Below are 23,227 nucleotides of genomic sequence, written 5' to 3'. Positions count from 1 at the left end.
TCTCCGAGTCAACGCCGGTCAAACACCTCGCACGGCGCGCGCCCTGGCCGAATACTAGACATGCGAAGGCAGTTCGGGACGGCAACTGAATCGGTTCAGAATGCGAACTCGCATTGACTCGCCACTCAATGTCACGCCAATGGACGAGTATTTCTGAGTAGCCGTCACGGCATGTGGTCGGTCGATTACCGGGCGGGACGGTTTGGGTTCGTCCGAGTATATGAATTTCTCACGCCGTGCGCAGTAGTTCGCCATCCGAGAGTCATGGCGGCATACGTGGCGTCCGATAGCCCCGCTCAGGTGAACTTGATGGCACGACCAAGTCGTCCGCCGCAGAGCAGGGGAGGCTCCAATGGAGATCAAGGTTCTGGGACCGCTGGAGGCACGGGAGAACGGCGTCTCGATCGCACCGAGCGCGGTGAAGCCCAGGCAGGTGCTCTCGCTGCTCGGCCTTCAGGCGGGGCACGTGGTGACGGTTCCGACGTTGATCGAAGAGCTTTGGGGAATGACACCCCCACGCAGCGCACTCACGACTTTGCAGACCTACGTGCTGCAGGTCCGCCGGCGCATCGAGGCGGCCATGCCGGGGGAGGGTCCCGGTGTCGCGAAGAACGTTCTGGTGACCCGCTACGGCGGCTACATGCTGGACGTTCCGCCGGAGAGCGTCGACGTCCGCAGCTACGAGCGGCTCGCGAGTGCGGGTCAGCGCGCGTTCGAGGTCGGTGACCTGGAGTCCGCGAGCCGTCTGCTGCGCAGCGCCGCCGAGGTGTGGCGCGGACCGGTGCTGGTGGACGTGCAGATCGGCGTCCGCCTCGGCATGGAGGTCACTCGTTTGCAGGAAAGCCGTCTAGGCGTGCTGGAGACCCGCATCGAGGCGGACCTGCAGCTGGGCAAGCACCAGTCGCTGCTGTCGGAACTGTCGGTGCTCACCGCGCAGCACCCCATGCACGAGAACCTCTGTGCGCAGTACATGCTCGCGCTCTACCGGGCGGGACGGCAGTGGAAGTCGCTGGAGGCCTACCAGTCCCTGCGCGACACGCTGATCGAGGAGCTGGGGCTTGAGCCGTCCGAAAGGCTGCGTCAGTTGCAGCGGGCGATCCTGAGCTCCGAGCCGTCGCTCGACAAGCCGTTGTCGCCTCGCCAGCTGGAGCGCCAGCTCGCGGGCTGAGATCAGTTCGGGGAGCAACCGTGGACACCACCGGTGCAGGTGCGTTGATCAAGGCGCTCGAGGACGTCGGCTGCGAGGTGATCTTCGGAATGCCGGGCGGGGCGATCCTTCCCGCCTACGACCCGTTGTACGACTCGAAGATCCGGCACGTCCTGGTGCGGCACGAGCAAGGCGCCGGGCACGCCGCCCAGGGGTACGCACAGGCGACCGGACGAGTGGGCGTCTGCATGGCGACATCGGGACCCGGTGCGACGAACCTGGTGACACCACTGGCGGACGCGTACATGGACTCGGTGCCGATCGTGGCGATCACCGGCCAGGTCAACAGGTCGGTGATCGGGACGGACGCCTTCCAGGAGGCGGACATCCGCAGCATCACGCTGCCGATCACCAAGCACAGCTTCCAGGTGCACGACCCGGCCGACATTCCGCGGGTGATCGCCGAGGCGTTCACGCTCGCGTCGTCGGGGCGGCCGGGCCCGGTGCTGGTGGACCTGCCCAAGGACGTGCTGGCCACCGCCACCACCTACACGCCGGTGAAGCAGACAGCGCAGGCACGGCCGGTGCTCTCACCGGTGCAGATCCGCAACGCCGCCCAGCTCATCGGAAGCTCGAAACGGCCGGTGTTCTACGTCGGCGGTGGTGTGATCCGCAGCGGCGCGGCGCACGAGCTCCGCAAACTCGCGGAGAAGACCGGGATCCCGGTCGTCACCACGCTCATGGCCCGCGGCGCGTTCCCCGACTCGCACCCGCTGCACCTGGGGATGCCCGGCATGCACGGCACGGTGCCCGCCGTCGCCGCGCTGCAACGGGCCGACCTGCTGATCGCGCTGGGGACCCGGTTCGACGACCGCGTCACCGGGTTGCTGCCGGAGTTCGCCCCGCACGCCGCGGTGATCCACGCCGACATCGACCCCGCCGAGATCTCCAAGAACCGCAAGGCGGACGTCGGCATCGTCGGCGACTGCCGCGACGTCATGGCAGCGCTCTCCGCGGTCATCACGCGGAAAACCGACCTCACCGCCTGGTGGAACTATCTCGGCGGCCTGGTCACCACCTACCCCCTCGGCTACGACTGGCCGACGGACGGCATGCTCGCTCCGCAGTACGTGATCGAACGGATCAGCAAGCTCACCGGTCCCGAGGCCATCTACACCGCGGGCGTCGGCCAGCACCAGATGTGGGCCGCGCAGTTCGTGAAGTACGAACGCCCCGGCTCGTTCATCAACTCCGGCGGCGCGGGCACGATGGGCTTCGCGGTGCCGGCGGCGATGGGTGCGCAGGCGGGAGCGCCGGACCGCACGGTGTGGGCCATCGACGGCGACGGCTGCTTCCAGATGACCAACCAGGAACTCGCGACGTGTGCCGCCGAAGGCATCCCGATCAAGGTCGCGATCATCAACAACGGCAACCTCGGCATGGTCCGCCAGTGGCAGACCCTGTTCTACGAGGGCCGGTACTCCAACACCCGGCTCGGCACGCACCAGCGCCACCCCGACTTCGTGAAGCTGGCCGACGCGCTCGGCTGCGTCGGGCTGCGGTGCGAGAGCCAGTCCGAAGTGGACGGAACCATCCTGGAGGCGATGGCGGTCCACGACCGGCCCGTCGTCGTCGACTTCGTGGTGGGACAGGACGCTCAGGTCTGGCCGATGGTCGCCGCGGGCACGGGCAACGACGAGATCATGGCCGCGCGGGGCATCCGGCCCCTGTTCGACGAGGAAGAGTGATGACCAGACATTCGCTTTCCCTGTTGCTGCGCAACGAACCGGGAGCGCTGGCACGGATCGTGGTGCTGTTCTCCAGCCGGGGCGTCGACGTCGAGTCGCTGAGCCTCGCGCCGGCCGAGCGGGGCGATCTGTCCCGCCTGGACGTCGTGGTGGACCTGCAGCCCGGCCGCACGGTCGAGCAGCTGATCAAGCAGCTCGGCCGGATCGTCGACGTCAAGAACGTCGTCGACCGCACGCACGACGAAGCGCTCGAACTCGGAGCCTAGACAGCACGAGGAAACGGCCGCCCCGGAGGCTTGGGGCGGCCGTTTCGTCTTGCCTGAAGAATCCTCAGGCAGCTTTCGGGACGTGCTTCTCGATGACGCGGGCGTACGTCTCCAGCGTCTCGCCGGGTGACGGGCCGTCGAGCGCCTTGTGGATGCCCTCGGCGATGTCGCCGTGGCGGTGCAGGTCGGCGTGCGTCAGCGTGACCTTCGTCGTCGTCGGCCCGACGACCTCGAAGTCCACCTTGATGAACGAGGCCTTCTCGTCGTCGAAGATCGGCTGCCAGTACGGGCCGACCCGCCACGTCATCACGAGGCGCTTCGGCGGGTCCCACTCGGTGATGGTGCCCCAGGCGATCTCCTCGCCGTCCGCGCCGCGCTCGAAGTAACGCCCGCCGACGAACGGTTCGATCGTGATCGCCTGACGGTCCTTCACGAACACGTGCGACTCCGGCCACCACTCGATCGGCTTCGACGCGAAGATCGCGAACGCCTGCTCGATCGTCGCCTCGACCGTCACCGACTTGGCGACATCGGGAGTTGAGGCCATGTGGCCCTCCTCGCGAGTAAAAGGGTTGATGTCAGCGATGACCGTGCCCGGTTTGTCTCAACGCCACCTGGAACGGCGGTCGAACCAGGACGACTCGACCGGATGTCCAGCGCCCGCACCCATATTCGCGGTAGCCAAACCGGCAGACCGAGGAGTTGTCGTGTCCCCTGTCAATGTTGCGGTCCACATCGAGGTCCAGACGTTCTACGCCCAGCAGATGCGGCTGCTCGACGCGTTGGACGTGGAGGGCTACGCCCAGACGTTCACCGAGGACGGGGTCACCGACCACGCCCACCGGAGCGAGAAGGTCGAGGGCCGGGCGGCCCTGATCGCCGGCGCCAGCGCCGCGCTGCCCCGTTACAAGGGTGTCGCCGTGCGGCACTGGAACGACCACTACCTGATCGAAGAGGTCGACGAGAACACGCTGAACGTCAGTTACGCGTCGCTCGTCACCCGCACGACGGCCGAGGGCGTCGTCAGCTTCGAGCCGACGTTCTCCATCGAGGACGTGCTCGTGCGCATCGACGGCAAGCTCTACACCAAGTCGCGCACGATCCACCGCGACCTCCCCGTCCAGGCCGCGTAGAACCGCTTCTCCAGGAGGTGACGAGGTGAGTGTTCAGAACACCGGGCTGGCCACGGTCGCGGAGAAGGTGAAGCTGATCGCCGCCGAGCACGCGGCGCAGGCCGACGCCACCCGCAAGCTGGCTCCCGAGGTCGTGGAGGCACTGCGCGAGGCCGGGTTCGCGCGGCACTTCGTCGCAGCCGAACGCGGTGGTGCGCAGGGCTCGTTCGCGGAACTGACCGAGGCGGTGTTCACCGTCGGGCAGGGGTGCGCGTCGACGGCGTGGTGCGCCTCGCTGTCCGCGTTGTCGTCGCGGTTCGCGGGGTTGTTGTCGCGGGAGGGCCAGGACGAGATCTGGGCGTCCGGCCCGGACACGTTCGTCGTGACCGGACAGCCGCCCATGGGCAAGGGCACGGTCGTGGACGGCGGGCACCGCCTGAGCGGCCGCTGGCTCTACGTCAGCGGCGTGGACTTCGCCGACTGGGCCCTGCTGTGCGGCATGGTCGGCGAGGAGGGCCGCTTCTTCGCGGTGCCGCGCAAGGACTTCACCGTCCTCGAGACGTGGGACAGCGTCGGCATGAAAGCCACCAGCAGCCATTCGGTCGTGGTGGACGACGTCTTCGTGCCGTCGCACCTCTCGTTCGACCGGGTGGATCTGCTCAAGGGCACCAGCTGGTCGCCGGTGCCGAGCCACAACGTCCCGTTCCAGGCGGTCGGCGGCCTCACGTTCGTCGCTCCGGCCGTCGGAGCGGCGATGGGGGCACTGGACGCGTGCATCGCGGTGCTGTCGGGGAAGAAGCAGTCCGTGATGAACGCGGTCGACCTGGTCCGCGCGTCGGGGCAGGTCGAGTCGGCGAGGCTGCTCGTGGAGCAGAACGCCGCGGTGCTCGACGACCGCGAGTTCACCCCGGCGGCGATGGCGCGCAACGAACGCAACGTCGCCTACGTCGCCGAGGTGCTGGTCGACGCGGTGGGCGGCCTGGTACGGGCCGCCGGCACCAGCGGACTCGCGGAAGGTGGTGCGCTGCAACGGTTCTGGCGTGACGTGGTGAGCTGCTCCAGCCACGTGGCGCTGCGGTACGAGACCGCGTCCGTGCGCACCTATCCGGCGTCGGTTCTCGGCTGACCCGGAATCGACAGGCCCTGGTGCCCACCTCCCCGGCACCAGGGCCTTCGGCATGCGCGCGAAACGCTCCGCCGCGACCTGACCGGGACTCAAGCGGAGGGGATCACCCTGAAGGTCATCGACCGGCAGTCGTTTTTCAGGCAGGAGGTGGGACCTCGTTCAACTCGATCGGCTTCACGCCATCCCGAGTAGTCCTGAGCCATCGCCTGTCGTGCGCAGCGAAATCAAGTCCTCTGAGGAGAAATCGTGACCTCCACCAACACCAACCACGACCTGGAGTCGCCGTCGGCGACTGCCGGCGCGCAGGCGGCTCCGGTCGTTGACGCGCCGGCAGCGGCCGACCCGCGTCGCTGGATCGCGTTCATCATCATGACCGTCGCGACGTTCATGGACATGCTGGACGGCAGCATCGTCAACGTCGCCCTCCCCGCGATCCAGCACGGCATGGGCGCGAGCTTCGTGCAGCTGCAGTGGATCACCGCCGGGTACGTGTTCGCGTTCGCGCTCACACTGATCACCGGTGGCCGGCTCGGCGACATCTACGGTCGCCGCAAGATGTTCCAGCTCGGCGTGCTCGGCTTCGTCGTCACGTCGTTCCTGTGCGGTATCGCGACCAACCCCGAGATGCTCGTGGCCTCCCGCCTCGCGCAGGGTCTCGCGGCCGGCCTGATGGTCCCGCAGGTCATGTCGATCATCCACGTCACCTTCCCCGACAAGGAGAAGGGCGCGGTCTTCGCCATCCAGGGCACCATCGGTGGTCTCGCGGCCACCATCGCACCGCTCGTCGGTGGTCTCCTGGTCGCCTGGAACGTCTTCGACTGGAGCTGGCGGACGATCTTCCTGGTCAACGTGCCGATCGGCATCCTCGGCTACGTGCTGGGCTGGAAGTACATCAACGAGTCGAAGGCCCCGAGCCGGATCCGCCTCGACCTGATCGGTGTCGTGATCGCGACGGTCAGCCTCACCGCTCTGCTGTTCCCGCTCACCTTCGGCCGTGAACTGCACTGGCCGGCGTGGGGCTTCGTGCTGATGGCCGCCTCCGTCATCGGCTTCATCGGCTTCGTCGCCTACGAGAAGGCCAAGGACCGCAAGGACGGCATGCCCCTCGTGCCGCTGAACCTGTTCAAGTCCCGCAGCTTCTCCGCGGCCCTCGCGCTGATGCTGGGCATGTTCAGCTTCACCGGCATGTTCATGCTGGCCCTCTACCTGTACCTGCAGGAGGGTCTGGGCTTCTCGCCGCTGCGGACCGGTGTCACGCTGCTGGCGTTCTGCATCGGTGCCTTCATCACCGCGTCGGCCTCGGTCATCGCGCTGGTGCCGAAGTTCGGTCGCGCCGTCCTGCAGGCCGGTGCCGTCGTGATCGCCATCGGTGTCGCGGTGCTGCTGTTCTCGGTCAGCCCGGACATCACCAGCTGGGGCCTGGTCCCCGGACTTCTGCTCATCGGTCTCGGTTTCGGCATGACCGCGACCCCGATCGCGCTGTTCGCCCTGCAGGAGGTGCCGCACGAGGACGCGGGTGCGGCATCCGGCCTGATCAACACCAAGCAGCAGCTCGGTTTCGCGGTCGGCATCTCGGTCGTGACGCTGGCGTTCTTCGCTCCGCTGGCCTCCAACGGCGCGACCAACGCGGAGTCGCTGGCCCCGCAGGTCCGCCAGGAGCTCGTGGCCGCCGGTGTCGCCGACGCCAGGGCCACCGAACTCGCGGGCTCGTTCCAGACCTGTGCCGCCACCACGTTCGGTGGAACCCCGGACGGGGCGGCGTGCGCGGCCGTGCAGAACGACCCGCAGGCCAAGGCGATCGCCGACAAGTACACGCACCAGGCCGCGGGCCAGTCCTTCACGGACGCGTTCCGCACCACGCTGTACGTCGGCTTCGGCTTCGCCGCGCTGGCGTTGCTGCTCGCCTCCTTCCTGCCTCGCTGGCTGAAGCAGGAGGAGTGGGGCGCGCCGGCCGAGGACGGTGCCGAAGAGGGCGCTGAGGACACCGCCAAGGCGTAGTTCTCTCCCGCTGGAATCCTGAGGCCCCAGGCGAGAAGCCTGGGGCCTCAGGCGTTTTCAGGGCCGTTCTTCCGTCAACGCGAAAGGCCCCCTCACGTGTGCGAGGGGGCCTTTCGCGTTGCAGGACTTCAGATGCGCTTCGCGTCACCGTCGACGTTGACGGGACCCTGCCACGGGGTGCCGTCGTTCATGTTGATGTACGTGTGGGCCTTGGTGGTGAACTTCTTCTTGTTGGGGCTGATCTTGCCCAGGTGGCTCGCGTTGATCGAGCCGACCGGGTTGCCGTTCTCGTCGCGGTGGGCGTGGTGGGTGATCCAGAAGCTGAACTGGCCGTCCTTCTGGGCCGTCCAGACGCCACGGCCCTCGAGCTCGTCGGGGTAACCCGGCTTGGTCACGCAGTGCAGCTGGTAGTCGGCGGTGAAGTCGCAGAACAGCGGCGTGAGCAGCGGCGGTTCCTCGATGTGGATGGTCACCGTGAGGTCCCAGCGGCCGACGAGCGCGTTCTCGTAGTTGGGCTTCGCGGTGGCACCAGCGGCGGCGACGACGGGGACTGCCAGCGCAACGGCGGCCACGGCGGCCAGTGCCTTCTTGCGGACGTTCATGAGGGATGCGCCTCCGGTCGGGTGGGGCAGCGGAATGCGCTGAGTGTTGTTCGGGCAGCTCAAACACCCCTGTAGCGCCAGTTGTGACCCGAGGGGGAGTCGAGGTGACTTGCGCAGGATGGGGGAAAGCGAGAGGAGCTGGGGCATGTCTGCATCGGTGACCGACGCGTTCCGCTGCCGGGCGGCCAGAACGCCCGACGCGGTGGCGCTGTCCGCGGAACGGGGTTCGGTGAGCTATGCCGAGCTGGACAGGTGGTCGGACGCCCTGGCCGGTGAGCTCGTCGAGTCCGGAGTGCGGCCCGGCGACCGGGTCGCGGTGTGCCTGGAACGATCGCCGCAGCTCGTCGTGGCACTGCTGGGGGTGCTCAAGGCCGGCGCCGCCTACGTGCCGATCGACCAGGAGGACCCGGAGTCGCGGGTCTCCATGATGCTCGCGGACGCCGACGTGTCCCTGGTCATCGGCCGGTTCTTCGCCGGCTACACGACGCTGAAGGTCCCGCCGCCCGGTCTGAAGTCCACAGTGGAGCTTCCGGTCGTGGCCCCGGAGGACCTCGCCTACCTGATGTACACCTCGGGGTCGACGGGCAGGCCCAAGTCGGTGATGGTCGAGCACCGCAACATCACCAACCTCGTCACCGCGCCCAACTACGTGGACATCACCCCGGACGACCGGCTGCTGCAGCTCGCGCCGGTCGCGTTCGACGCGGCTACGTTCGAGATCTGGGGCGCGCTCCTCAACGGCGCCCGCGTCGTGCTCGCCCCGCCCGGCGTCGTGCAGGCCGAGGAACTCGGAGACCTGCTGCGGTCCAACGAGATCAGCGTCCTGTGGTTCACCGCGGCCCTGTTCCACCGGCAGATCGACGTCGACGTCGACGCGTTCAAGGGCCTGCACACCGTGATGACCGGCGGCGACGTGGTGTCCGTGCCGCACGTGCGGAGGCTGCGCGAAGCCGTGCCGGAGCTGCAGATCGTCAACGGCTACGGGCCGACCGAGACCACGACGTTCGCCACCTGCCACCGCATCGGCGCGGACGAGGACCTCGGCGGCGCCGTGCCGATCGGCACCCAGCTGCAGAACGTCGAGGTGGTCGTCGTCGTGGACGGCAAGCCCGCTCCCGACGGCACCGACGGCGAGTTGTGGATCGGCGGCGCGCAGGTCGCCCGCGGCTACTGGAAGCGCCAGGACCTCACGGACGAGAAGTTCGTGCGCGGTAGCTGGAACGGCGAGCGCTACTACCGCACCGGCGACCAGGGACGGAAGCGCGCGGACGGCGTGGTCGAGTTCCTCGGCCGCATCGACGACCAGTTCAAGCTGCGCGGGTTCCGGATCGAACCGGGCGAGGTCGAGAACGCGCTGACCGAGCACCCGCAGGTGCGCACCGCCGCCGTCAGCCTCCGCGTGCACCCCAGCGGTGACCGCAGGCTGATCGCGTGGGTGGTGAAGTCCGGTGAGGAACTGGACAAGCGGGCGCTGAAGGCCCACATGCGCGCGACCATGCCCGAGCACATGGTGCCGGCCGGGTTCGTCGTGCTCGACGAGCTGCCGATCACGACCAACGGCAAGACCGACCGCAAGGCGTTGCCGGAACCGGACTGGAACTCGAAGTCGCTCTACGTCTGAGCGCACGCGAAAGGGCCGGGCTCGCAAGGTGAGCCCGGCCCTTTCGCGAGTTCGTCAGACCCAGGAGGGCACTTCGAGGATCTCGATCACGGCCGCGGTCCAGACGTACCCCGCGCCGGAGGACTGCAGGACGACGAGGTCGCCGGGCTTCGGGTCGCGCTCGGCCAGCACGTGGTCGAGTCCGATCGCGATGTCCGCGGTGCCGACCATGCTGTACTGCTTGGCCCAGTCGTACGTGGTGGAGGCCCGGTCGACGCCCAGCAGTCCGCAGATGCCGTGCGTGACGATGGTCTCCGCGAGTTGCTGGTGCAGGAAGAAGCGCGCGTCGGCGAGCTCGATCTCCGCCTCGTACAACGCCATCTTGAGCGAGTGCCGAACACCGCCGCCGATGCGCGAGATCATGTCGTCGAGGTCGACGTCGGCGTTCTGCAGGAAGTCGTCGACGCCGCTGTTGAGCTGCAGGGTCTGGCCGTCCGCGAACGGCCCCGTGGTCCACGGCTGGTAGCCGCGCGACATCTGCTCGAGCGTCGAGTCGGCGTGCGAGTGGATCGAGCGGATCCGGGCGAAGCCGGACCGGTTCGACAGGACCAGCGCCCCCGCGCCGTCCCCGTTCACGTTCTGCTCCTCCGAGGCCCACCGGTCGAAGTAGGGCAGGTGGAACGCGTCGCCCGCGGTCACCAGCGCCGCCGGCAGGTCCCTGTGCGAGGAGAGGTACGAGGCGGCCAGGTCCACCGCGGCCATGAGGCCGTTGCAGCCCTGCTTGACCTCGAACGCGGGCCCGGTGCCGCCGACGGTGTTGGCCTGCACGTAACTCGCCGGCGTCCACAGGTCGAGCCCTTGGTGCGACAGGGAGGCATGCACGGTCAGGCCGAAGTCCAGCGGGCTCAGCCCGGAGCGCTCCACCGCTTCCAGGCCGGCCTTCGCGGCCATGACGGGACCGGTCTCACCGGGAGCGGCGACCCGCAGCTCCCGATAGCCGTTCATGGCCTTCTTCTCTTCTGTGTACCGGCCGGCCGCGATGGCGTCGTCCACCGTCTCGACCTGCTCGGGCAGGTATGTGCCCACACCGGCGATGTACAGGTCATTCCATCGCATCTCGAACTCCTAGGCTGCCTGGTCCAGCTGCTTGGCGACGGCACGCGCCGTCGGGTCCTCGTAGAAGCTGCGCAACGGGACGCGGACGCCGTACCGCTCGTGGACCTGCTTGACGAGCTTCGACGCCAGCAGCGAATGGCCCCCCAGATCGAAGAAGTGGTCGTCCGGCTCGATCCCCGGTACCCCGAGCACCTCCCCGAACAGCTCGCAGAGCTCTGTCTCGCGTTCGGCCACGGCGTCCTCCCTGTCAGCTCATGAGTAACGAAAACTTTGCGTTACCCAGGTCGAGATGAGCTTGTGCCGCACCGGAAAACGGCGTGTTCGAGCCGTTCTGAAGTTTGCGTCGAGAGGGGTCGTCCACGGTTGCGCGCGTCCGTCGCACGCCACCTGGATCAGGAGCCACACAGATGCAGACGTTCACTCCGAAACGTTCGGCCTTCTTCGCGCGCATAGGAGCGATCACGGCCGTGGTCCTGCTTGCCTTGTCTGGCATGGCGACCGCGGCGAACGCGACATGCACACCCGTCGGCAACTGGACCGGGTACGTGACCCGCACGGACGGCGACCACCCGACGCAGCTGCAGTTCAAGGCCAACGGCAAGGTGTTCGTCACCAACGAGCAGAACACCACCACGCAGGGCACCTGGTGGGTCACCGGCGTGAACAAGTTCCACTTCAAGTTCCGCGGCGAGAAGGTCTACGACGAGAACGGCGCCTACTTCGCCTACGTCGACTTCGACCAGGACGCCGTCCAAAGTGGATCCAACAACTTCACCAGCGCCGGCCCGTCCACGTTCTTCCTCGCGGACGGCACGAACCTGGGCACCTCGAACATCACGTTCACGATGTCCCGAGTCTGACACGCGACCGGGGCCGGGGTGGGTCCGCCGCCCTCATCCCGGCTCCGGCAACGTTGTCAGGCAAGGAACGAGGCGTGCTCTTCCACCCACTGGCGGAAGGTGCGGGCCGGCTTGCCGGTGATGCGCTCGGCCGTGGCGCCGGTGTCCGCGACGACGCCGACCGCGGCCTCCCACTGGTTGAGCAGTGAGGTGAGCACGGGCGGGGGCACGAAGTTGCTCATCTGCGCCTCGCCCTCCTCCCGCGTCAGCCCGTTGATCACGAGCTTGCGGCCGAGCACGTCACCGACGATCTCCAGTTCCTGGCGGAACGTCAGCGACTCGGGGCCCGTGAGGTCGACGATCTCGTCCTGGAGCTTCTTCTCCGTCAACGCGACCACGGCCACGTCGGCGATGTCGTCCTCGTGCACCGGGGCCACCTGGGCCTCGGGGAAGACCTGGTCGATCGTGTCGCCCTGCTGCAGCGAGTAGCTCCAGCCGAACGCGTTGCTCATGAAAGCGCCGGGCCGCAGGATGGTGTAGTTCAGGCCCGAGGCGACCACGGCCTCCTCGACGAGCACGTGGTGGTGCGCCAGCGGGTCCTTCTCGGCGCCCGGCAGGCCGACGGTGTTCGACGACAGCAGCACGACCTGCTCGACACCCGCCTTCTCGGCCTCGTCGAGGAACTTCACGATGCCGTCCGGCTCCGCGTAGAGCAGGACCTTGGAGACACCGGCGAGGGCCGCGACGAACGTCTCCGGGTCGTTGAGGTCGAGCGCGACGGTCTCCACACCTTCGGGGACTTCGAGCTCGGCGGGATTTCGGCCGGACGCGCGGAGGCTGTGACCGGCCGCGTAGAGCCGCTGAAGCACGCGACGGCCGACGTTGCCGCGCGCCCCCGTGACGAGGATGGTCATGTGGATCTCCCGGAGTGGGTGGTTCGCCTGAATGGCTGATCACGCTCAGCGTTCACCCGGTCACTCGAACGGCACTAGATCGTGCTTCAGGTCAGGGCTCCTAACCTGCGGAAACAACCCCCTAGTCGTCGAGGAGCGCACGGTGGTTTCCTTTCCCGTTCCCGGATCCAGCTATCGCGGTCCGGCGCCGGAGTTCGCCGGGTTCCGCGCGTCGAGTCCTGTCGTGCGCCTGCCCGCGAACGGCGGCGGTCACTGCTGGATCGCCACCACCCAGGACTCGGTCCGCGTGGTGCTCGACGACGTGCGGTTCTCCCGCGCGGCGTCCTACGACCCGGCCGCGCCGACCTTTCCCGGACTGTTCCAGGCGCCGCCCGGAATGATCATCTCGCTGGACCCGCCCGCGCACACCCGGTTGCGAGACCTGGTCTCCCAGGCGTTCTCGGTCGACCGGATCGAGTCCATGCGACCAAGAATCCAGCAGCTCGTGACAGAGTTGCTGGACCGGGCGGACGAGGAGGCGCTGGAAGGTCCCGTCGACCTGCTCGGCAGGTTCACGTTCCCCCTGGCCATCATCGCGATCAGCGACCTGTTGGGTGTGCCCGCCGGCGACCGCGACACGTTCGCCCGGCTGATCCGCGAGTTCGCCGCCGTCGACGCGCCGGAACTGGCGGCCGCGGCGGGGGAGCAGCTCGGCGAGTTCATGGCAGCGCTGGTGTTCGGCAAGATGGCCGCGCCCGGTGACGACGTGCTGTCGGCGCTGACCGAGGCGCGGATCGGCGACGACAAGCTGGAGGTCGGCGAACTCATCGGCCTCGGATACACGTTGCTGGGCGCCGGTGGCGACTCCACTGCCTGTCACCTGGCCAGCTCGGTCCTGACGTTGCTGGGGCACCACCGCGACGAGTGGGTGCGGCTCGGCGAACGGCCGGACGAGGTGCCGGCGGCAGTCGAGGAGCTGCTGCGCTGGATCACGTTGTCCACCAACGACACCACCGGCATGCCGCGGATCGCGACGGAGGACGTGACGCTGTTCGGGGTCACGATCCCCAAGGGGGACGCGGTGTTCGTGTCGACGAACTCGGCGAACCGCGACGAGACGTTGTTCACCGATCCCGACGCGCTCGACTTCACCCGGACCGACAACGCGCACCTCGCGTTCGGCTACGGGATCCACCGCTGCCTCGGCGCCCCGCTCGCGCGCATCGAGCTGACCACGGCGTTCGAGGAACTGACCCGGCGCTTCCCGGCCGCACGGCTCGCCGTCGCGGAGGAGGACCTGGAGTGGCAGGGGGCCGACATGAACCACCGGCTCGTCGCGCTGCCGGTCGACCTGCACGGCAAGGGTTTCTGAGAACGACGAAGGCCCCCGGCGCAACCGGGGGCCTTTCGCTGTGCGGGCTACTTCTTTCGAGGAACGGCCAGTGCCGCCAACGCGCCGCAGAAGGTGAAGGCGGCGGCACCTAGCAACGCGAGCCCGTACCCGGACCCGAGCGAGTGCCGCAACGGCTCGCCCTGGGCGAGCAACGAGTCCGCGCGGGCCGACGACATCGTCGCGAGCACGACCAGGCCGATCGCGCTGCCCATCTGCCGGATCGTGTTGAGCAGACCGGACGCGAGGCCCGCCTGCTCGCGCGGCACACCGGACGTCGCGGCGTTCGTGGTCGCGTTGAGCACGGCGCCCATTCCCAGGCCCAGCAACGTGGTCGGTACCAGGATCGAGCCCAGGAACGTCGACGTCTCGTCCGCTGTGGACACCCACAGCAGCCCGACGGTGCCGAGGAGCAGGCCGCCGATCAGCACCGGCCGCGGTCCGATCTTCGGCACGATCCGCGCCACGCCGAACCCGCCGAGCGCGATGCCGATCGACAACGGCAGGTAGCCGATGCCGGTGGCGAGCGCGCTGAATCCCATCACCTGTTGCAACACCAACGTCAGGAAGTAGAAGGTGCTGAACAGGGCGGCGATCGCGAAGAACGCCACGATGTTCGTCGCCGTCACCTGGCGGTTGCGGAAGATGCCCAGCGGCATCAACGGGTGGGCGGAGACCGTCTGCTGGCGCAGGAAGAACGCGAACAGGACCACGGCCAGCGCGAGCGAACCGGCGACCTGCCAGGAACCCCAGCCCAGCTCGTGCGACTGCGCGATGCCGTAGACCAGCGCCATCAGGCCGATCGTCACGGTGATCGCGCCCGGCACGTCGAGGCTCTTGCGGCCGCCGTTGCTCGGGGTCTCCGGCACGGCCCTGCGGATCATCGTCACCAGCGCGATGCCCAGCGGCACGTTGATCAGCAGCACCCAGCGCCAGCCGAGCGACTCGGTGACGATGCCGCCGAGCAGCACGCCGACCGCTCCACCTGTACCGGACACCGCGCTCCACCAGCCGAAGGCCTTCGCGCGGGCGTTCGGATCGGTGAACGTGGTGCCGAGGACCGTGAGCGAGGCCGGTGCCATCACGGCCGCGCCCAGGCCCTGGAACCCGCGGGCAGCGATCAGCGTGCCGGGTGACGTCGCCATGCCCCCGACCGCGCTCGCGACGGTGAACAGGGTGGCGCCGAAGAAGAACACCCGGCGTTGCCCGAAGAGGTCGGCGAGCCTGCCGCCCAGCAGCAGGAAGCCGCACACCGCGATCGTGTACGCGCTGTTGACCCACTGCAGGTCGTGCCGCTCGAACCTGAGCTCCTCGAAGATCGAGGGGAGGGCGACGTTCATGACCGACGCGTCCAGCACGTTCATGAACTGCGCCAGGCAGCACACCGCCAGAACAAGCCCGAGCTTGGTGCCGGGCTTGTTCAGCGTCGCCGTCATGCGCGCACCAGGCGGAAGAACGTCCGCAGCTCCTCGACGAGGACGACCGGGTTCTCGAGCGCCGGGAAGTGACCGCCGGACGGCATTTCCCTCCAGTAGCGCAGGTCGGTGAACCGGTGCTCGGCCCACGCCTTGGGCATCCGCGCGTCGGCGGGGAACACCGAGAAGCCCGTCGGCACGCTTACCTGCGTCAGCGGAGACTTGTTGTAGCTCTCCCAGTACAACCGGCCCGACGACGCGGCCGTGGCGGTGAACCAGCACACCGAGACCATGTCGAGGATCCGGTCGCGGGAGATGATCTTCTCCGCGTCACCGTCGTGGTCGCTCCACGACCAGTACTTCTCACCGGCCCAGCCGAGCTGGCCGATGGGGGAGTCCGTCAGCCCGTAGGCGAGCGACTGCGGCTTGGTGTTCATCACCGCCGCGTACGCGGACTCCTTGGCGGCGAACTCCTTGAGCGCGCCGAGACCCTTGTAGTCCTCCTGCGTCAGCTGGACTTCGGCCTCGGGAGCCGGGGCGAACGGCATGACGAGGTGGATCGCCTCGACGTGGTCCGGCGCGATGTGGCCGAGGATGCCCGTGATGAACGAGCCCCAGTCGTTGCCGTGCGCGTAGAACTTGTCGTAGCCGGCGCGGCCCATCAGCGTGACGAGCGAGGCCGCGATCTTCTCCAGCGTCCAGCCGGTTCCGGTCGGCTTGTCGCTGAAACCGTAGCCGGGCAACGAGGGCGCGACGACGTGGAAGGCGTCGGCCGGGTCCGGCGGGTTGGTCAGCGGCTCGATGACGTCGAGGAACTCGGCGACCGAACCGGGCCAGCCGTGCGTGAGCAGCAACGGCTTCGCGTTCGCGTGCGGGGAGCGCGCGTGCAGGAAGTGGATGCCGACACCGTCGATCTCGGTCTTGAACTGGGGGATGGCGTTCAGGCGGGCCTCGGTGGCGCGCCAGTCGTAGACGCTTCCCCAGTACTCGGCCAGTTCCTTGGCGTAGGCCAGCGGCATGCCCTGCGACCAGTCGTCCACGGTCTCCGCGTCCGGCCACCTGGTCGCTGCCAGCCGCCGGGTGAGGTCCGCCAGTTCGGAGTCGGGAACCTCGACCCGGAACGGCACGAGTGCAGTGTCCATAGGCGCGAAGGTAGGGACCAAACCTCGACTCCCGGTCGACATCCAGGTTTCGAGCCACCTTCGAGGTGCGGGTAGCAAGGTTCGGCGCGAGGCCAGGCCGAATACTCCGGAGGTGTCCCGTGCTGCCCCTTGAACTGGACGAGGTGTTCCCGTTCAGCGGTTCCTCCTACCGCGGCCCGGACCCCAAGTACGACGAGCTGCGCGCCACGTGTCCCGTGGCCAAGGTGCAGACGAACTCCGGCACGCCGACCTGGGTGATCACCAAGTACGAGGACGTCCGCGCCGGGCTCGCCGACTCCAGGCTGAGCCGCGCGTTGACGTGTGCTGAGGGTGCTCCCCAGGTCGGCGGCGCCATGACCACCACACCCGAGATGATCATCTCGCTGGACGGGTCCGAGCACTCCCGGCTGCGCAAGCTGGTGATGGGCGCGTTCACCGTCCGCAAGGTCGAGGCGATGCGCGCGGGTGTGCAGAAGGTGGCCGACGAGCTGCTGGACGCCGTCGAGCTCGAAGGCGGGCCGGTCAACCTCGTCGAGAAGCTCTGCGTTCCGTTGCCGCTCACCATCATCGGCGACCTGCTCGGCGTGCCGACCGAGGACCTCAAGATCTTCGAGACGGACGCGCGGGCGTTCGCGACGTTCGACGAGAACGACCCCGAGGCGCCGATGCGGGCGTTCGGCAGGCTCGCCGGGTACGTGATGGGCCTGATCGCGCAGAAGCGCGAGAACCCCGGCCAGGACATGCTGTCCGACCTGATCTCCGCGCGGGACAACGACGACAAGCTGAGCGAGCAGGAGCTGGTGACGTTCGCGTTCACCCTCATCGGCGCCGGCTTCGACACCGCCGCGAACCAGATCTCCAACTCCGTGCTGGCGTTGCTGCACGACCACCCGGACACGTGGGAGCGGCTGGTCGCCGACCCGTCGTTGATCCCCGCCGCGGTGGAGGAGTTGCTGCGGCACGTCAACCTCTTCGCCACCGACACCACCGGTTTCCACCGCGTCGCGGCCGAAGACCTGGAGCTCGGAGGACAGAAGATCGCCAAGGGCGACGCGGTGTTCTTCGTGCTGTCGTCGGCGAACCGCGACGAGGACGTGTTCGAGAACGCGACGCAGCTCGACATCGACCGCGCCTCGAACCCGCACATCGCGTTCGGGCACGGCGTGCACTACTGCCTCGGCAAGCAGCTGGGGCGCATGGAGATGGCGATCGCCATCGAAGGCCTGACCCGCCGCTTCCCGGACCTCCGGCTGGCCGTGCCGTACGAGGACCTGAAGTGGCACCAGGGCGAGATCAACCACTCACTCGTCACCTTCCCCGTCACGTGGGGCCAGAAACAAGGAGAGCCATGAGCATCCCCGAGAAGCAGTGGGAGGTCAGGCTCGCCAAGCACGTCGAGGACGACCTGACCCTCGAGCACTTCGACGTCGTCGAGGTGGCCGTCCCCGAGATCGGTGACGGCGAGGTGTTGGTGCGCGTCGACTACGTGTCGGTGGCCGCCGCCTTCAAGGAGTTCATGAGGTCCGACTGCCAGATCCCCGGCGTGCCGCCGTGGAAGGTCGGCGAGCCGGCCGGTGCCGGTGGTGTGGGCACCGTGGTCAAGTCGAACAGCCCGGACCTCGCGGTCGGGGACCTGGTGCAGTCGTTCGGGCCGTGGCAGGAGTACTGGTCCGGGCCGGCACAGCAGTTCATCAAGCAGAACGGGCAGTACGTGCCGTCGCCGGTCTACTTCCTCTCGCAGGGACCGACGGCCTACTACGGCATGGCGACCATCGCGCAGGCCGGTGAGGGTGACGTCGTGTTCGTCACCGGTGCCGCCGGCGGTGTGGGTTCGCTGGCCGGGCAGATCGCGAAGGCCCGTGGTGCCAAGGTGATCGGGTCGGCCGGCAGCCAGGAGAAGGTCGACTGGCTGGTGAACGAACTCGGCTTCGACGCCGCGTTCAACTACAAGGACGGCCCGGTGGCCGACCGGCTGCGCGAGCTCGCCCCGGACGGCATCAGCGTGTTCTTCGACAACGTTGGTGGCGAGCAGTTCGAGGCGGCGATCCAGGCCGCTCGTCCGCACGCCCGCTTCGCGTTGTGCGGCGCGCTGTCGAACCAGAACGACGGCGCCGAGAACCCGCGGATCGACCTGATGACGGCGATCACCAAGCACCTGGAGATCCGCCCGTTCGCCTGCTACCACCTGCCGGAGCAGATCCAGGACTGGGTCGTCCACTTCGGACAGTGGTTGCAGGAGGGGAAGTTCGTCTTCCCGCACACCATCGTCGAGGGTGGGGTCAAGACCGCGCCGCAGGCGTTGCTGTCGCTGTTGGCGGGCAAGTACACCGGCAACGTGACGGTCAAGTTCTCCTGACGCGCGTGTTGTAGAAGGGGGCGCCCTGTGTGAGCTGGCGCCCCCTTCGAGGTGTTCTCACCCCAGGCGTTGAGCCGTGATGCTGATCGCCGCCTCACGCGCTGTCGTGCCGTTCGCGAGGCGCACCACCGCGTTGCCGTTGCTGACGAACTCGTCGCCGCGCAGCACGGCGTCCTGGGCGATCTCGATCGTGCCCGGTGCCTCGGTCAACTCCTCGTTGATCCGGTAGCTGAACGTGTCGGGCCCCGTCTGGGTCCACGTCCCGGCTCCCGTGCCGCCCACGACCAGCATCGCTGTGCCGTCGCGCGCGAACTCGAACTCGCTCTCCGTGTGCCCGCCGGGTCTGCCGACCCGTGCGCGCCACCTGCCCACCGCAAGGATTCCCATGCTCCCCAGGGTTTCCGCCCCAGCTAGACCTGGACTCAAGGGTCAACCAGCAGGGTTGACGGTGACTGCCCTACCGAGTGGAAAGAAGCTGGAGGCGTCATGTCGGACGCACCATTTGCCGGACAGCAGGTCGTCGTGACGGGTGGGGGAACCGGCATCGGCCGCGCGGCGGCGCTGGCGTTCGCCGACCTCGGCGCCGCGAACGTGATCATCACCGGCCGCCGGGAGAACCGGCTCACCGAGGTCGTGGCCCTGCACCCCGCGATCACCGCCGTCGTCGCCGACGTGACGACCGACGAGGGCGCGCAGAAGGTCGCCGACGCCGTGAAACTGGGCGGCGGCAAGGTGGACGTGCTCGTGCACAACGCCGGCATCTTCCGGTTCACGCCGGTCGCCGGGTTCGACCTCGCCACCGCGCGCGACGTCCTGGAGACCAACCTGGTCGGCCCGCTGGTGCTGACCGCCAAGCTGTTGCCGCAGCTGACTTCGCCGGGCGGCAGCATCGTGTTCGTCTCCAGCAACGCCGGGCACATCGCGGTGCCGGGTGGTGGCGTGTACGGCGCCAGCAAGGCCGCCGTGGACAGCCTGGTGCGCAGCTGGGCGCTCGAACTGGCCCCGCAGGGCATCCGCGTCAACGCGGTCGCGCCCGCCGCGGTGCGCACGGAGGTCTACGCGGCCAACGGCCTGAGCGCCGAGGAGGTCGAGGGCTACTTCGGTTTCCAGGCCTCGCAGACGCCGCTGGGACGCACCGGCGAGGTCGACGACGTCGTCCCGTGGATCACCCGCTTCGCCGAGCCCGCGAGTTCGTGGGTGACCGGTCAAGTCATCACGCTCGATGGCGGCGCTGACCTGGCGTGAGCCAACTTCTCGACTAGGAGGAAGACCCAGATGACCAGCAGCGCCACCGAGCCTGGTGTGGACACGTTCCCGTACAAGCGCACATGCCCGTTCACGCCGCCCGCGCAGTACACCGAGATGGCCGAGGAGGACGTCGTCGAGGTGACGCTGACCGGGTCCGGTCTGCGGATCTGGACGATCAGCGGCTACCACACGATCAAGCAGCTCCTCACGGACCCGCGGATCAGCGCGTCGCGCAAGCACGACAACTTCCCGTTCTACTTCATCGCGCCGCCGGAGTTCCGCACCGAGACGTCGTTCATCGGCTACGACAACCCGGAGCACACCAAGACCCGGCGCAAGGCGGCCGTGACGTTCACCAACCGCCAGGTGAAGCGCCTTCGCCCGCGCATCCAGGAGATCGTCGACGAGTACATCGACAAGATCCTGACCATGACGCCGCCGATCGACTTCCACCGCGAGTTCTCGCTCGCCGTGCCGATGACGGTCATCTGCGAGCTGCTCGGCATCCCGCAGGACGAGCACGACTTCTTCATCGAGCACGGCACGTGTCTGCTCGGCGGCCACTCGACGCCCGAACAGCGTCAGGCCGCGATCGTCGAGGTGAACGCCTACGTCGACAAGCTGATCACGCAGAAGGAGCAGGAGCCCGGCGAGGACCTGCTGTCGCGGGCGATGGCGGAGTACGCCGCGTCCGGCGAGGAGTACACGCGCCGCGACCTGTTCAACATGATCCGCCTGCTGATGAACGGCGGCCACGAGACCACGGCCTCGATGCTGTCGCTCGGCACCGCCGCGCTGCTGGAGAACCCGGACCAGCTCAAGCTGCTGCTCGACGACCCCGAGGGCATGATCGAGCCGGCCGTCGAGGAGCTCGTGCGCCTCGCGACCATCGGTGACACCGCCATCCCGCGCGTCGCGCTGGAGGACATCGAGATCGGCGGCAAGACCATCAAGGCCGGCGACGGCATCCTGTGCCTCGGCCTCAACGGCAACCGCGACCCGGAGATCTTCCCGGAGCCGGAGAAGCTGATCCTGGAACGCGGCACCCGCAAGCACCTCGGGTTCGGCCACGGCCTGCACCACTGCATCGGTGCCGACCTGGCGCGCCTGGAGATGCAGCTGGTGTGGTCGACGCTGTTCCAGCGCATCCCCTCGTTGCGGCTCGCCAAGCCGTTCCTGGAGATCCCGCGCAAGGAAGGCGCCGTGATCTACGGCCTGTGGGAGCTGCCGGTCACCTGGGACCTCCCCGCGGAGGACTGAGCACGCGAAAGGGGCCCCGCACCTCGGTGCGGGGCCCCTTTGCCGTTTCTAGTCCTTGGGGATGTTCGGGCGCTGCACGTGTCCGGGAACCCTGGTGTGCTTGCTCGCCGGCAGCACACCGTCGACGAGGTAGTCGTCGACCAGCGAGTCGAGAACCTCGTTGCCCGCCAACCCGTACACCTCGTGGTCGCCCGAGTCCTCGATGACGACCAGCGGGTGGTCCAGCAGCGCGGCCAGTTCGATGCCGCCCTCGACGCGGTCCATCGGGTCGCCGTCCGCCTGCACCACGAGGCCCTTGGGGTAACCGGGCTGCGCGAGCTTCGTCGGCGGTTCGATGCTCTCGAACGTCCGGAACGCGCCGACCCACGGCTGGGCCCGCAGCACGCCGTACCCGTACGGGTGCTGGGCGCGGTGCTTGCGGACGTCGGCGTAGTAGACCTCCAGGTCCTGCGGCCAGTAGGTCTCCAGCGTGATGGCCTCCAGCACGCCGACCCGCAGGTCACCCTCGGAGTCCTGCGGCCGCCACGTGGCCTGCCCGACGATCAGCGCCCGCGCCTTCTCGTAGTTGGCGTCCTGCAACGTGGTGCGCAGATCGCCGATGAGGTAGCCCAGCGAGTCCCACTGCGCCCGGTCCGTCGACCGCGTGCCGACCGCGCCGTCCAGCAACGTGCGGAGCTGGATCTGGTCGCCCTCCTCGAGCTTCTCGACGACGGCCTCGATCTCCGCGATGACGGCGTCCGAGGTCCTGCCGAGACGGAAGTGTCCGTCGCGCTCCGCTGTCCACTTCGCCCACAGCTCGACGTTGCGGTAGACCGCCTCCGCCTGCGTGACGAACTGCTCGCGCCACGTCCACTGTGGATTGATGCACGAGTCGAGCACCGTGCGATCGAGGTTCTCCGGGAACATCGTGCCGTAGACGGCGCCGACGTACGTGCCGTACGCGTACCCGACGAACGAGATCTTCTCCTCGCCGAGCACGACCCGGATCAGGTCCATGTCCCGCGCGGTGTTGCGTGTCGTGATGTGTGGGCGCAGGTCGCCGCCGCCCTTCTCGCAGCCCAGTTCGCGCAACCGCATGTCCTCGGCGAGCTGGGGGAAGAGCGAGTCCGGCGGCCGGGAGTCGAAGGGCGCCTTGGGGATCGTCACCTCGCTGTAGAGCTTGGTGGACTCGCCGTACCCGCGCGGGTCGAACCCGATGAGGTCGTAGGCGGTCCGGACGCGCTTGCCGAGCAGCTTGATCAGCCCGAGGCCGTCACCACCGTCACCGCCGGGGCCGCCGTTGACGGCCAGCAGGACGCCACGCCGCTTGGACCTGTCCGTCGCCTTGAGGCGGGCGATCGCGATGGTGAGCTTGGGTCCGTCCGGGTCGGAATAGTCGCGTGGCACGACGACCGTCGCGCGTTCAAGGCCGTCCTCGAACGGCGGTGACCAGTTCACCTGCTGGTCGTAGAACTCCTTGAGGGGCACGGTGGAACCTCCGCGGGTGGGTGTACGCCGACACCGCAGAGTCGCAACACCTGCTCGAACGCCCCTGGAACAGCGGCTCGTGAACGCTCAAGGTGGTCTCCACCACGTGCAAAGCGCCGCCCCCCAAGGTGAACCACGTCCGGCGAGCCGCAGATCCGTGGGAGAACTGCCATGCCAAAGATCACTTACGTAGCGCACGACGGGGTTGAGACCGTTGTCGACGTTGCCCAGAACGACACCGTGATGCGCGGCGCGGTTCTCAACGGCATCAAGGGAATCGTTGCCCAGTGCGGCGGTGGCGCCTCGTGCGGCACGTGCCACGTGTACGTCGACCCGGAGAACACCAAGCCGTTGTCGCAGATGCACCAGGTCGAGGACGAGCTCCTCTACTTCACGGCCTGTGAGCGCAAGGACAACAGCCGGTTGAGCTGCCAGATCCCCGTGACCGAGGAGCAGGACGGGCTCGTCGTGCACATGCCTGAGAAGCAACTCTGAGGGAGAG

At 68.2% G+C, this 23,227-nt stretch carries 23 protein-coding genes; 14 read left to right on the top strand and 9 right to left on the bottom strand.

Features of this window, described 5'->3' with window-relative positions; genetic code table 11:
• Window positions 1-352 precede the first annotated feature (352 nt).
• The 3 genes from PV646_RS41840 to ilvN are packed head-to-tail and all read left to right on the top strand — an operon-like array spanning window position 353 to window position 3,161.
• The gene (locus PV646_RS41840) at window positions 353-1,168 is read left to right on the top strand and encodes an AfsR/SARP family transcriptional regulator (protein WP_189159246.1); all 816 of its coding nucleotides are present in this window, start codon (window positions 353-355) and stop codon (window positions 1,166-1,168) included.
• On the top strand, window positions 1,165-2,895 hold the full coding sequence (locus PV646_RS41835) for an acetolactate synthase large subunit (RefSeq protein WP_500348696.1): 1,731 nt from the start codon (window positions 1,165-1,167) through the stop codon (window positions 2,893-2,895). The genes PV646_RS41840 and PV646_RS41835 overlap by 4 nt, the downstream gene beginning before the upstream one ends.
• Window positions 2,895-3,161 (top strand): acetolactate synthase small subunit, encoded by a 267-nt coding sequence (ilvN, locus tag PV646_RS41830; protein WP_500348407.1) that lies wholly within the window; start codon window positions 2,895-2,897, stop codon window positions 3,159-3,161. Before PV646_RS41835 ends, ilvN begins: the two co-directional genes overlap by 1 nt.
• Window positions 3,162-3,225: 64 nt before the next feature.
• Here the strand turns inward: ilvN and PV646_RS41825 are convergent, their stop codons facing one another.
• Window positions 3,226-3,708, bottom strand: a complete 483-nt coding sequence (locus PV646_RS41825) for an SRPBCC domain-containing protein (RefSeq protein WP_500348405.1) — start codon at window positions 3,706-3,708, stop codon at window positions 3,226-3,228.
• 160 nt (window positions 3,709-3,868) lie between these two features.
• Here PV646_RS41825 and PV646_RS41820 point away from each other — a divergent pair, with 160 nt between their 5' ends.
• The 3 genes from PV646_RS41820 (at window position 3,869) to PV646_RS41810 (ending at window position 7,397) form a co-directional block, all read left to right on the top strand.
• Window positions 3,869-4,294: a nuclear transport factor 2 family protein gene (locus PV646_RS41820; protein ID WP_036013177.1), complete on the top strand. Its 426-nt coding sequence runs from the start codon at window positions 3,869-3,871 to the stop codon at window positions 4,292-4,294.
• 25 nt (window positions 4,295-4,319) lie between these two features.
• The gene (locus tag PV646_RS41815; RefSeq protein WP_500348403.1) at window positions 4,320-5,399 is read left to right on the top strand and encodes an acyl-CoA dehydrogenase family protein; all 1,080 of its coding nucleotides are present in this window, start codon (window positions 4,320-4,322) and stop codon (window positions 5,397-5,399) included.
• A gap of 246 nt (window positions 5,400-5,645) precedes the next feature.
• Entirely contained in the window at window positions 5,646-7,397 is a 1,752-nt protein-coding gene (locus tag PV646_RS41810) for an MFS transporter (protein ID WP_500348402.1), read from the top strand.
• Between the two features lie 128 nt (window positions 7,398-7,525).
• Here PV646_RS41810 and PV646_RS41805 read toward each other — a convergent pair whose 3' ends face one another.
• Window positions 7,526-7,999, bottom strand: a complete 474-nt coding sequence (locus tag PV646_RS41805; RefSeq protein ID WP_500348400.1) for a hypothetical protein — start codon at window positions 7,997-7,999, stop codon at window positions 7,526-7,528.
• A gap of 145 nt (window positions 8,000-8,144) precedes the next feature.
• On the opposite strand from PV646_RS41805, the gene PV646_RS41800 reads away from it, so the two are divergent.
• Entirely contained in the window at window positions 8,145-9,620 is a 1,476-nt protein-coding gene (locus tag PV646_RS41800; RefSeq protein WP_500348398.1) for an amino acid adenylation domain-containing protein, read from the top strand.
• A 54-nt stretch (window positions 9,621-9,674) separates the two neighbouring features.
• On the opposite strand, the gene PV646_RS41795 is transcribed toward PV646_RS41800, so the two are convergent.
• Window positions 9,675-10,715, bottom strand: a complete 1,041-nt coding sequence (locus tag PV646_RS41795) for a ketoacyl-ACP synthase III family protein (RefSeq protein ID WP_500348396.1) — start codon at window positions 10,713-10,715, stop codon at window positions 9,675-9,677.
• A gap of 9 nt (window positions 10,716-10,724) precedes the next feature.
• Window positions 10,725-10,949, bottom strand: a complete 225-nt coding sequence (locus PV646_RS41790; RefSeq protein ID WP_189159236.1) for an acyl carrier protein — start codon at window positions 10,947-10,949, stop codon at window positions 10,725-10,727.
• A gap of 173 nt (window positions 10,950-11,122) precedes the next feature.
• On the opposite strand from PV646_RS41790, the gene PV646_RS41785 reads away from it, so the two are divergent.
• On the top strand, window positions 11,123-11,575 hold the full coding sequence (locus tag PV646_RS41785) for a hypothetical protein (RefSeq protein WP_500348394.1): 453 nt from the start codon (window positions 11,123-11,125) through the stop codon (window positions 11,573-11,575).
• Window positions 11,576-11,631: 56 nt separating this feature from the next.
• Here PV646_RS41785 and PV646_RS41780 read toward each other — a convergent pair whose 3' ends face one another.
• A complete protein-coding gene (locus tag PV646_RS41780; protein WP_500348392.1) occupies window positions 11,632-12,468 on the bottom strand; it encodes an NAD(P)H-binding protein in 837 nt (278 codons plus the stop codon).
• Window positions 12,469-12,610: 142 nt separating this feature from the next.
• Here PV646_RS41780 and PV646_RS41775 point away from each other — a divergent pair, with 142 nt between their 5' ends.
• A complete protein-coding gene (locus tag PV646_RS41775) occupies window positions 12,611-13,819 on the top strand; it encodes a cytochrome P450 (protein ID WP_500348391.1) in 1,209 nt (402 codons plus the stop codon).
• Between the two features lie 47 nt (window positions 13,820-13,866).
• Here PV646_RS41775 and PV646_RS41770 read toward each other — a convergent pair whose 3' ends face one another.
• The gene (locus PV646_RS41770; RefSeq protein ID WP_500348389.1) at window positions 13,867-15,273 is read right to left on the bottom strand and encodes an MFS transporter; all 1,407 of its coding nucleotides are present in this window, start codon (window positions 15,271-15,273) and stop codon (window positions 13,867-13,869) included.
• Window positions 15,270-16,394 (bottom strand): epoxide hydrolase family protein, encoded by a 1,125-nt coding sequence (locus PV646_RS41765; RefSeq protein ID WP_500348387.1) that lies wholly within the window; start codon window positions 16,392-16,394, stop codon window positions 15,270-15,272. Before PV646_RS41765 ends, PV646_RS41770 begins: the two co-directional genes overlap by 4 nt.
• Window positions 16,395-16,513: 119 nt before the next feature.
• On the opposite strand from PV646_RS41765, the gene PV646_RS41760 reads away from it, so the two are divergent.
• Both PV646_RS41760 and PV646_RS41755 read left to right on the top strand, forming a co-directional pair.
• Window positions 16,514-17,746, top strand: coding sequence for a cytochrome P450 (locus PV646_RS41760; protein WP_500348385.1), 1,233 nt, complete (start codon window positions 16,514-16,516; stop codon window positions 17,744-17,746).
• A complete protein-coding gene (locus PV646_RS41755) occupies window positions 17,743-18,750 on the top strand; it encodes a zinc-binding dehydrogenase (RefSeq protein ID WP_500348384.1) in 1,008 nt (335 codons plus the stop codon). The genes PV646_RS41760 and PV646_RS41755 overlap by 4 nt, the downstream gene beginning before the upstream one ends.
• A gap of 57 nt (window positions 18,751-18,807) precedes the next feature.
• On the opposite strand, the gene PV646_RS41750 is transcribed toward PV646_RS41755, so the two are convergent.
• Complete coding sequence (locus PV646_RS41750) at window positions 18,808-19,137, bottom strand: hypothetical protein (protein WP_500348382.1); 330 nt, start codon at window positions 19,135-19,137, stop codon at window positions 18,808-18,810.
• A gap of 99 nt (window positions 19,138-19,236) precedes the next feature.
• On the opposite strand from PV646_RS41750, the gene PV646_RS41745 reads away from it, so the two are divergent.
• Together PV646_RS41745 and PV646_RS41740 are read left to right on the top strand one after the other, a co-directional pair.
• Entirely contained in the window at window positions 19,237-19,995 is a 759-nt protein-coding gene (locus PV646_RS41745) for an SDR family NAD(P)-dependent oxidoreductase (protein WP_452253424.1), read from the top strand.
• Window positions 19,996-20,025: 30 nt separating this feature from the next.
• Complete coding sequence (locus tag PV646_RS41740) at window positions 20,026-21,258, top strand: cytochrome P450 (RefSeq protein WP_090070924.1); 1,233 nt, start codon at window positions 20,026-20,028, stop codon at window positions 21,256-21,258.
• Between the two features lie 48 nt (window positions 21,259-21,306).
• On the opposite strand, the gene PV646_RS41735 is transcribed toward PV646_RS41740, so the two are convergent.
• Window positions 21,307-22,725, bottom strand: coding sequence for an alpha/beta fold hydrolase (locus PV646_RS41735; RefSeq protein WP_500348379.1), 1,419 nt, complete (start codon window positions 22,723-22,725; stop codon window positions 21,307-21,309).
• A 171-nt stretch (window positions 22,726-22,896) separates the two neighbouring features.
• Between PV646_RS41735 and PV646_RS41730 the strand changes: the two genes are divergently transcribed.
• Window positions 22,897-23,220: a 2Fe-2S iron-sulfur cluster-binding protein gene (locus PV646_RS41730; RefSeq protein ID WP_500348376.1), complete on the top strand. Its 324-nt coding sequence runs from the start codon at window positions 22,897-22,899 to the stop codon at window positions 23,218-23,220.
• Window positions 23,221-23,227: the final 7 nt, after the last annotated feature.

The sequence above is a fragment of the Streptomyces sp. ID05-26A genome (assembly GCF_033794685.1).
Classification (GTDB): Bacteria; Actinomycetota; Actinomycetes; order Mycobacteriales; family Pseudonocardiaceae; genus Lentzea.
Note: the sequence above shows the minus strand (reverse complement) of the source record. Positions and strands in the feature narration are given on the sequence as shown.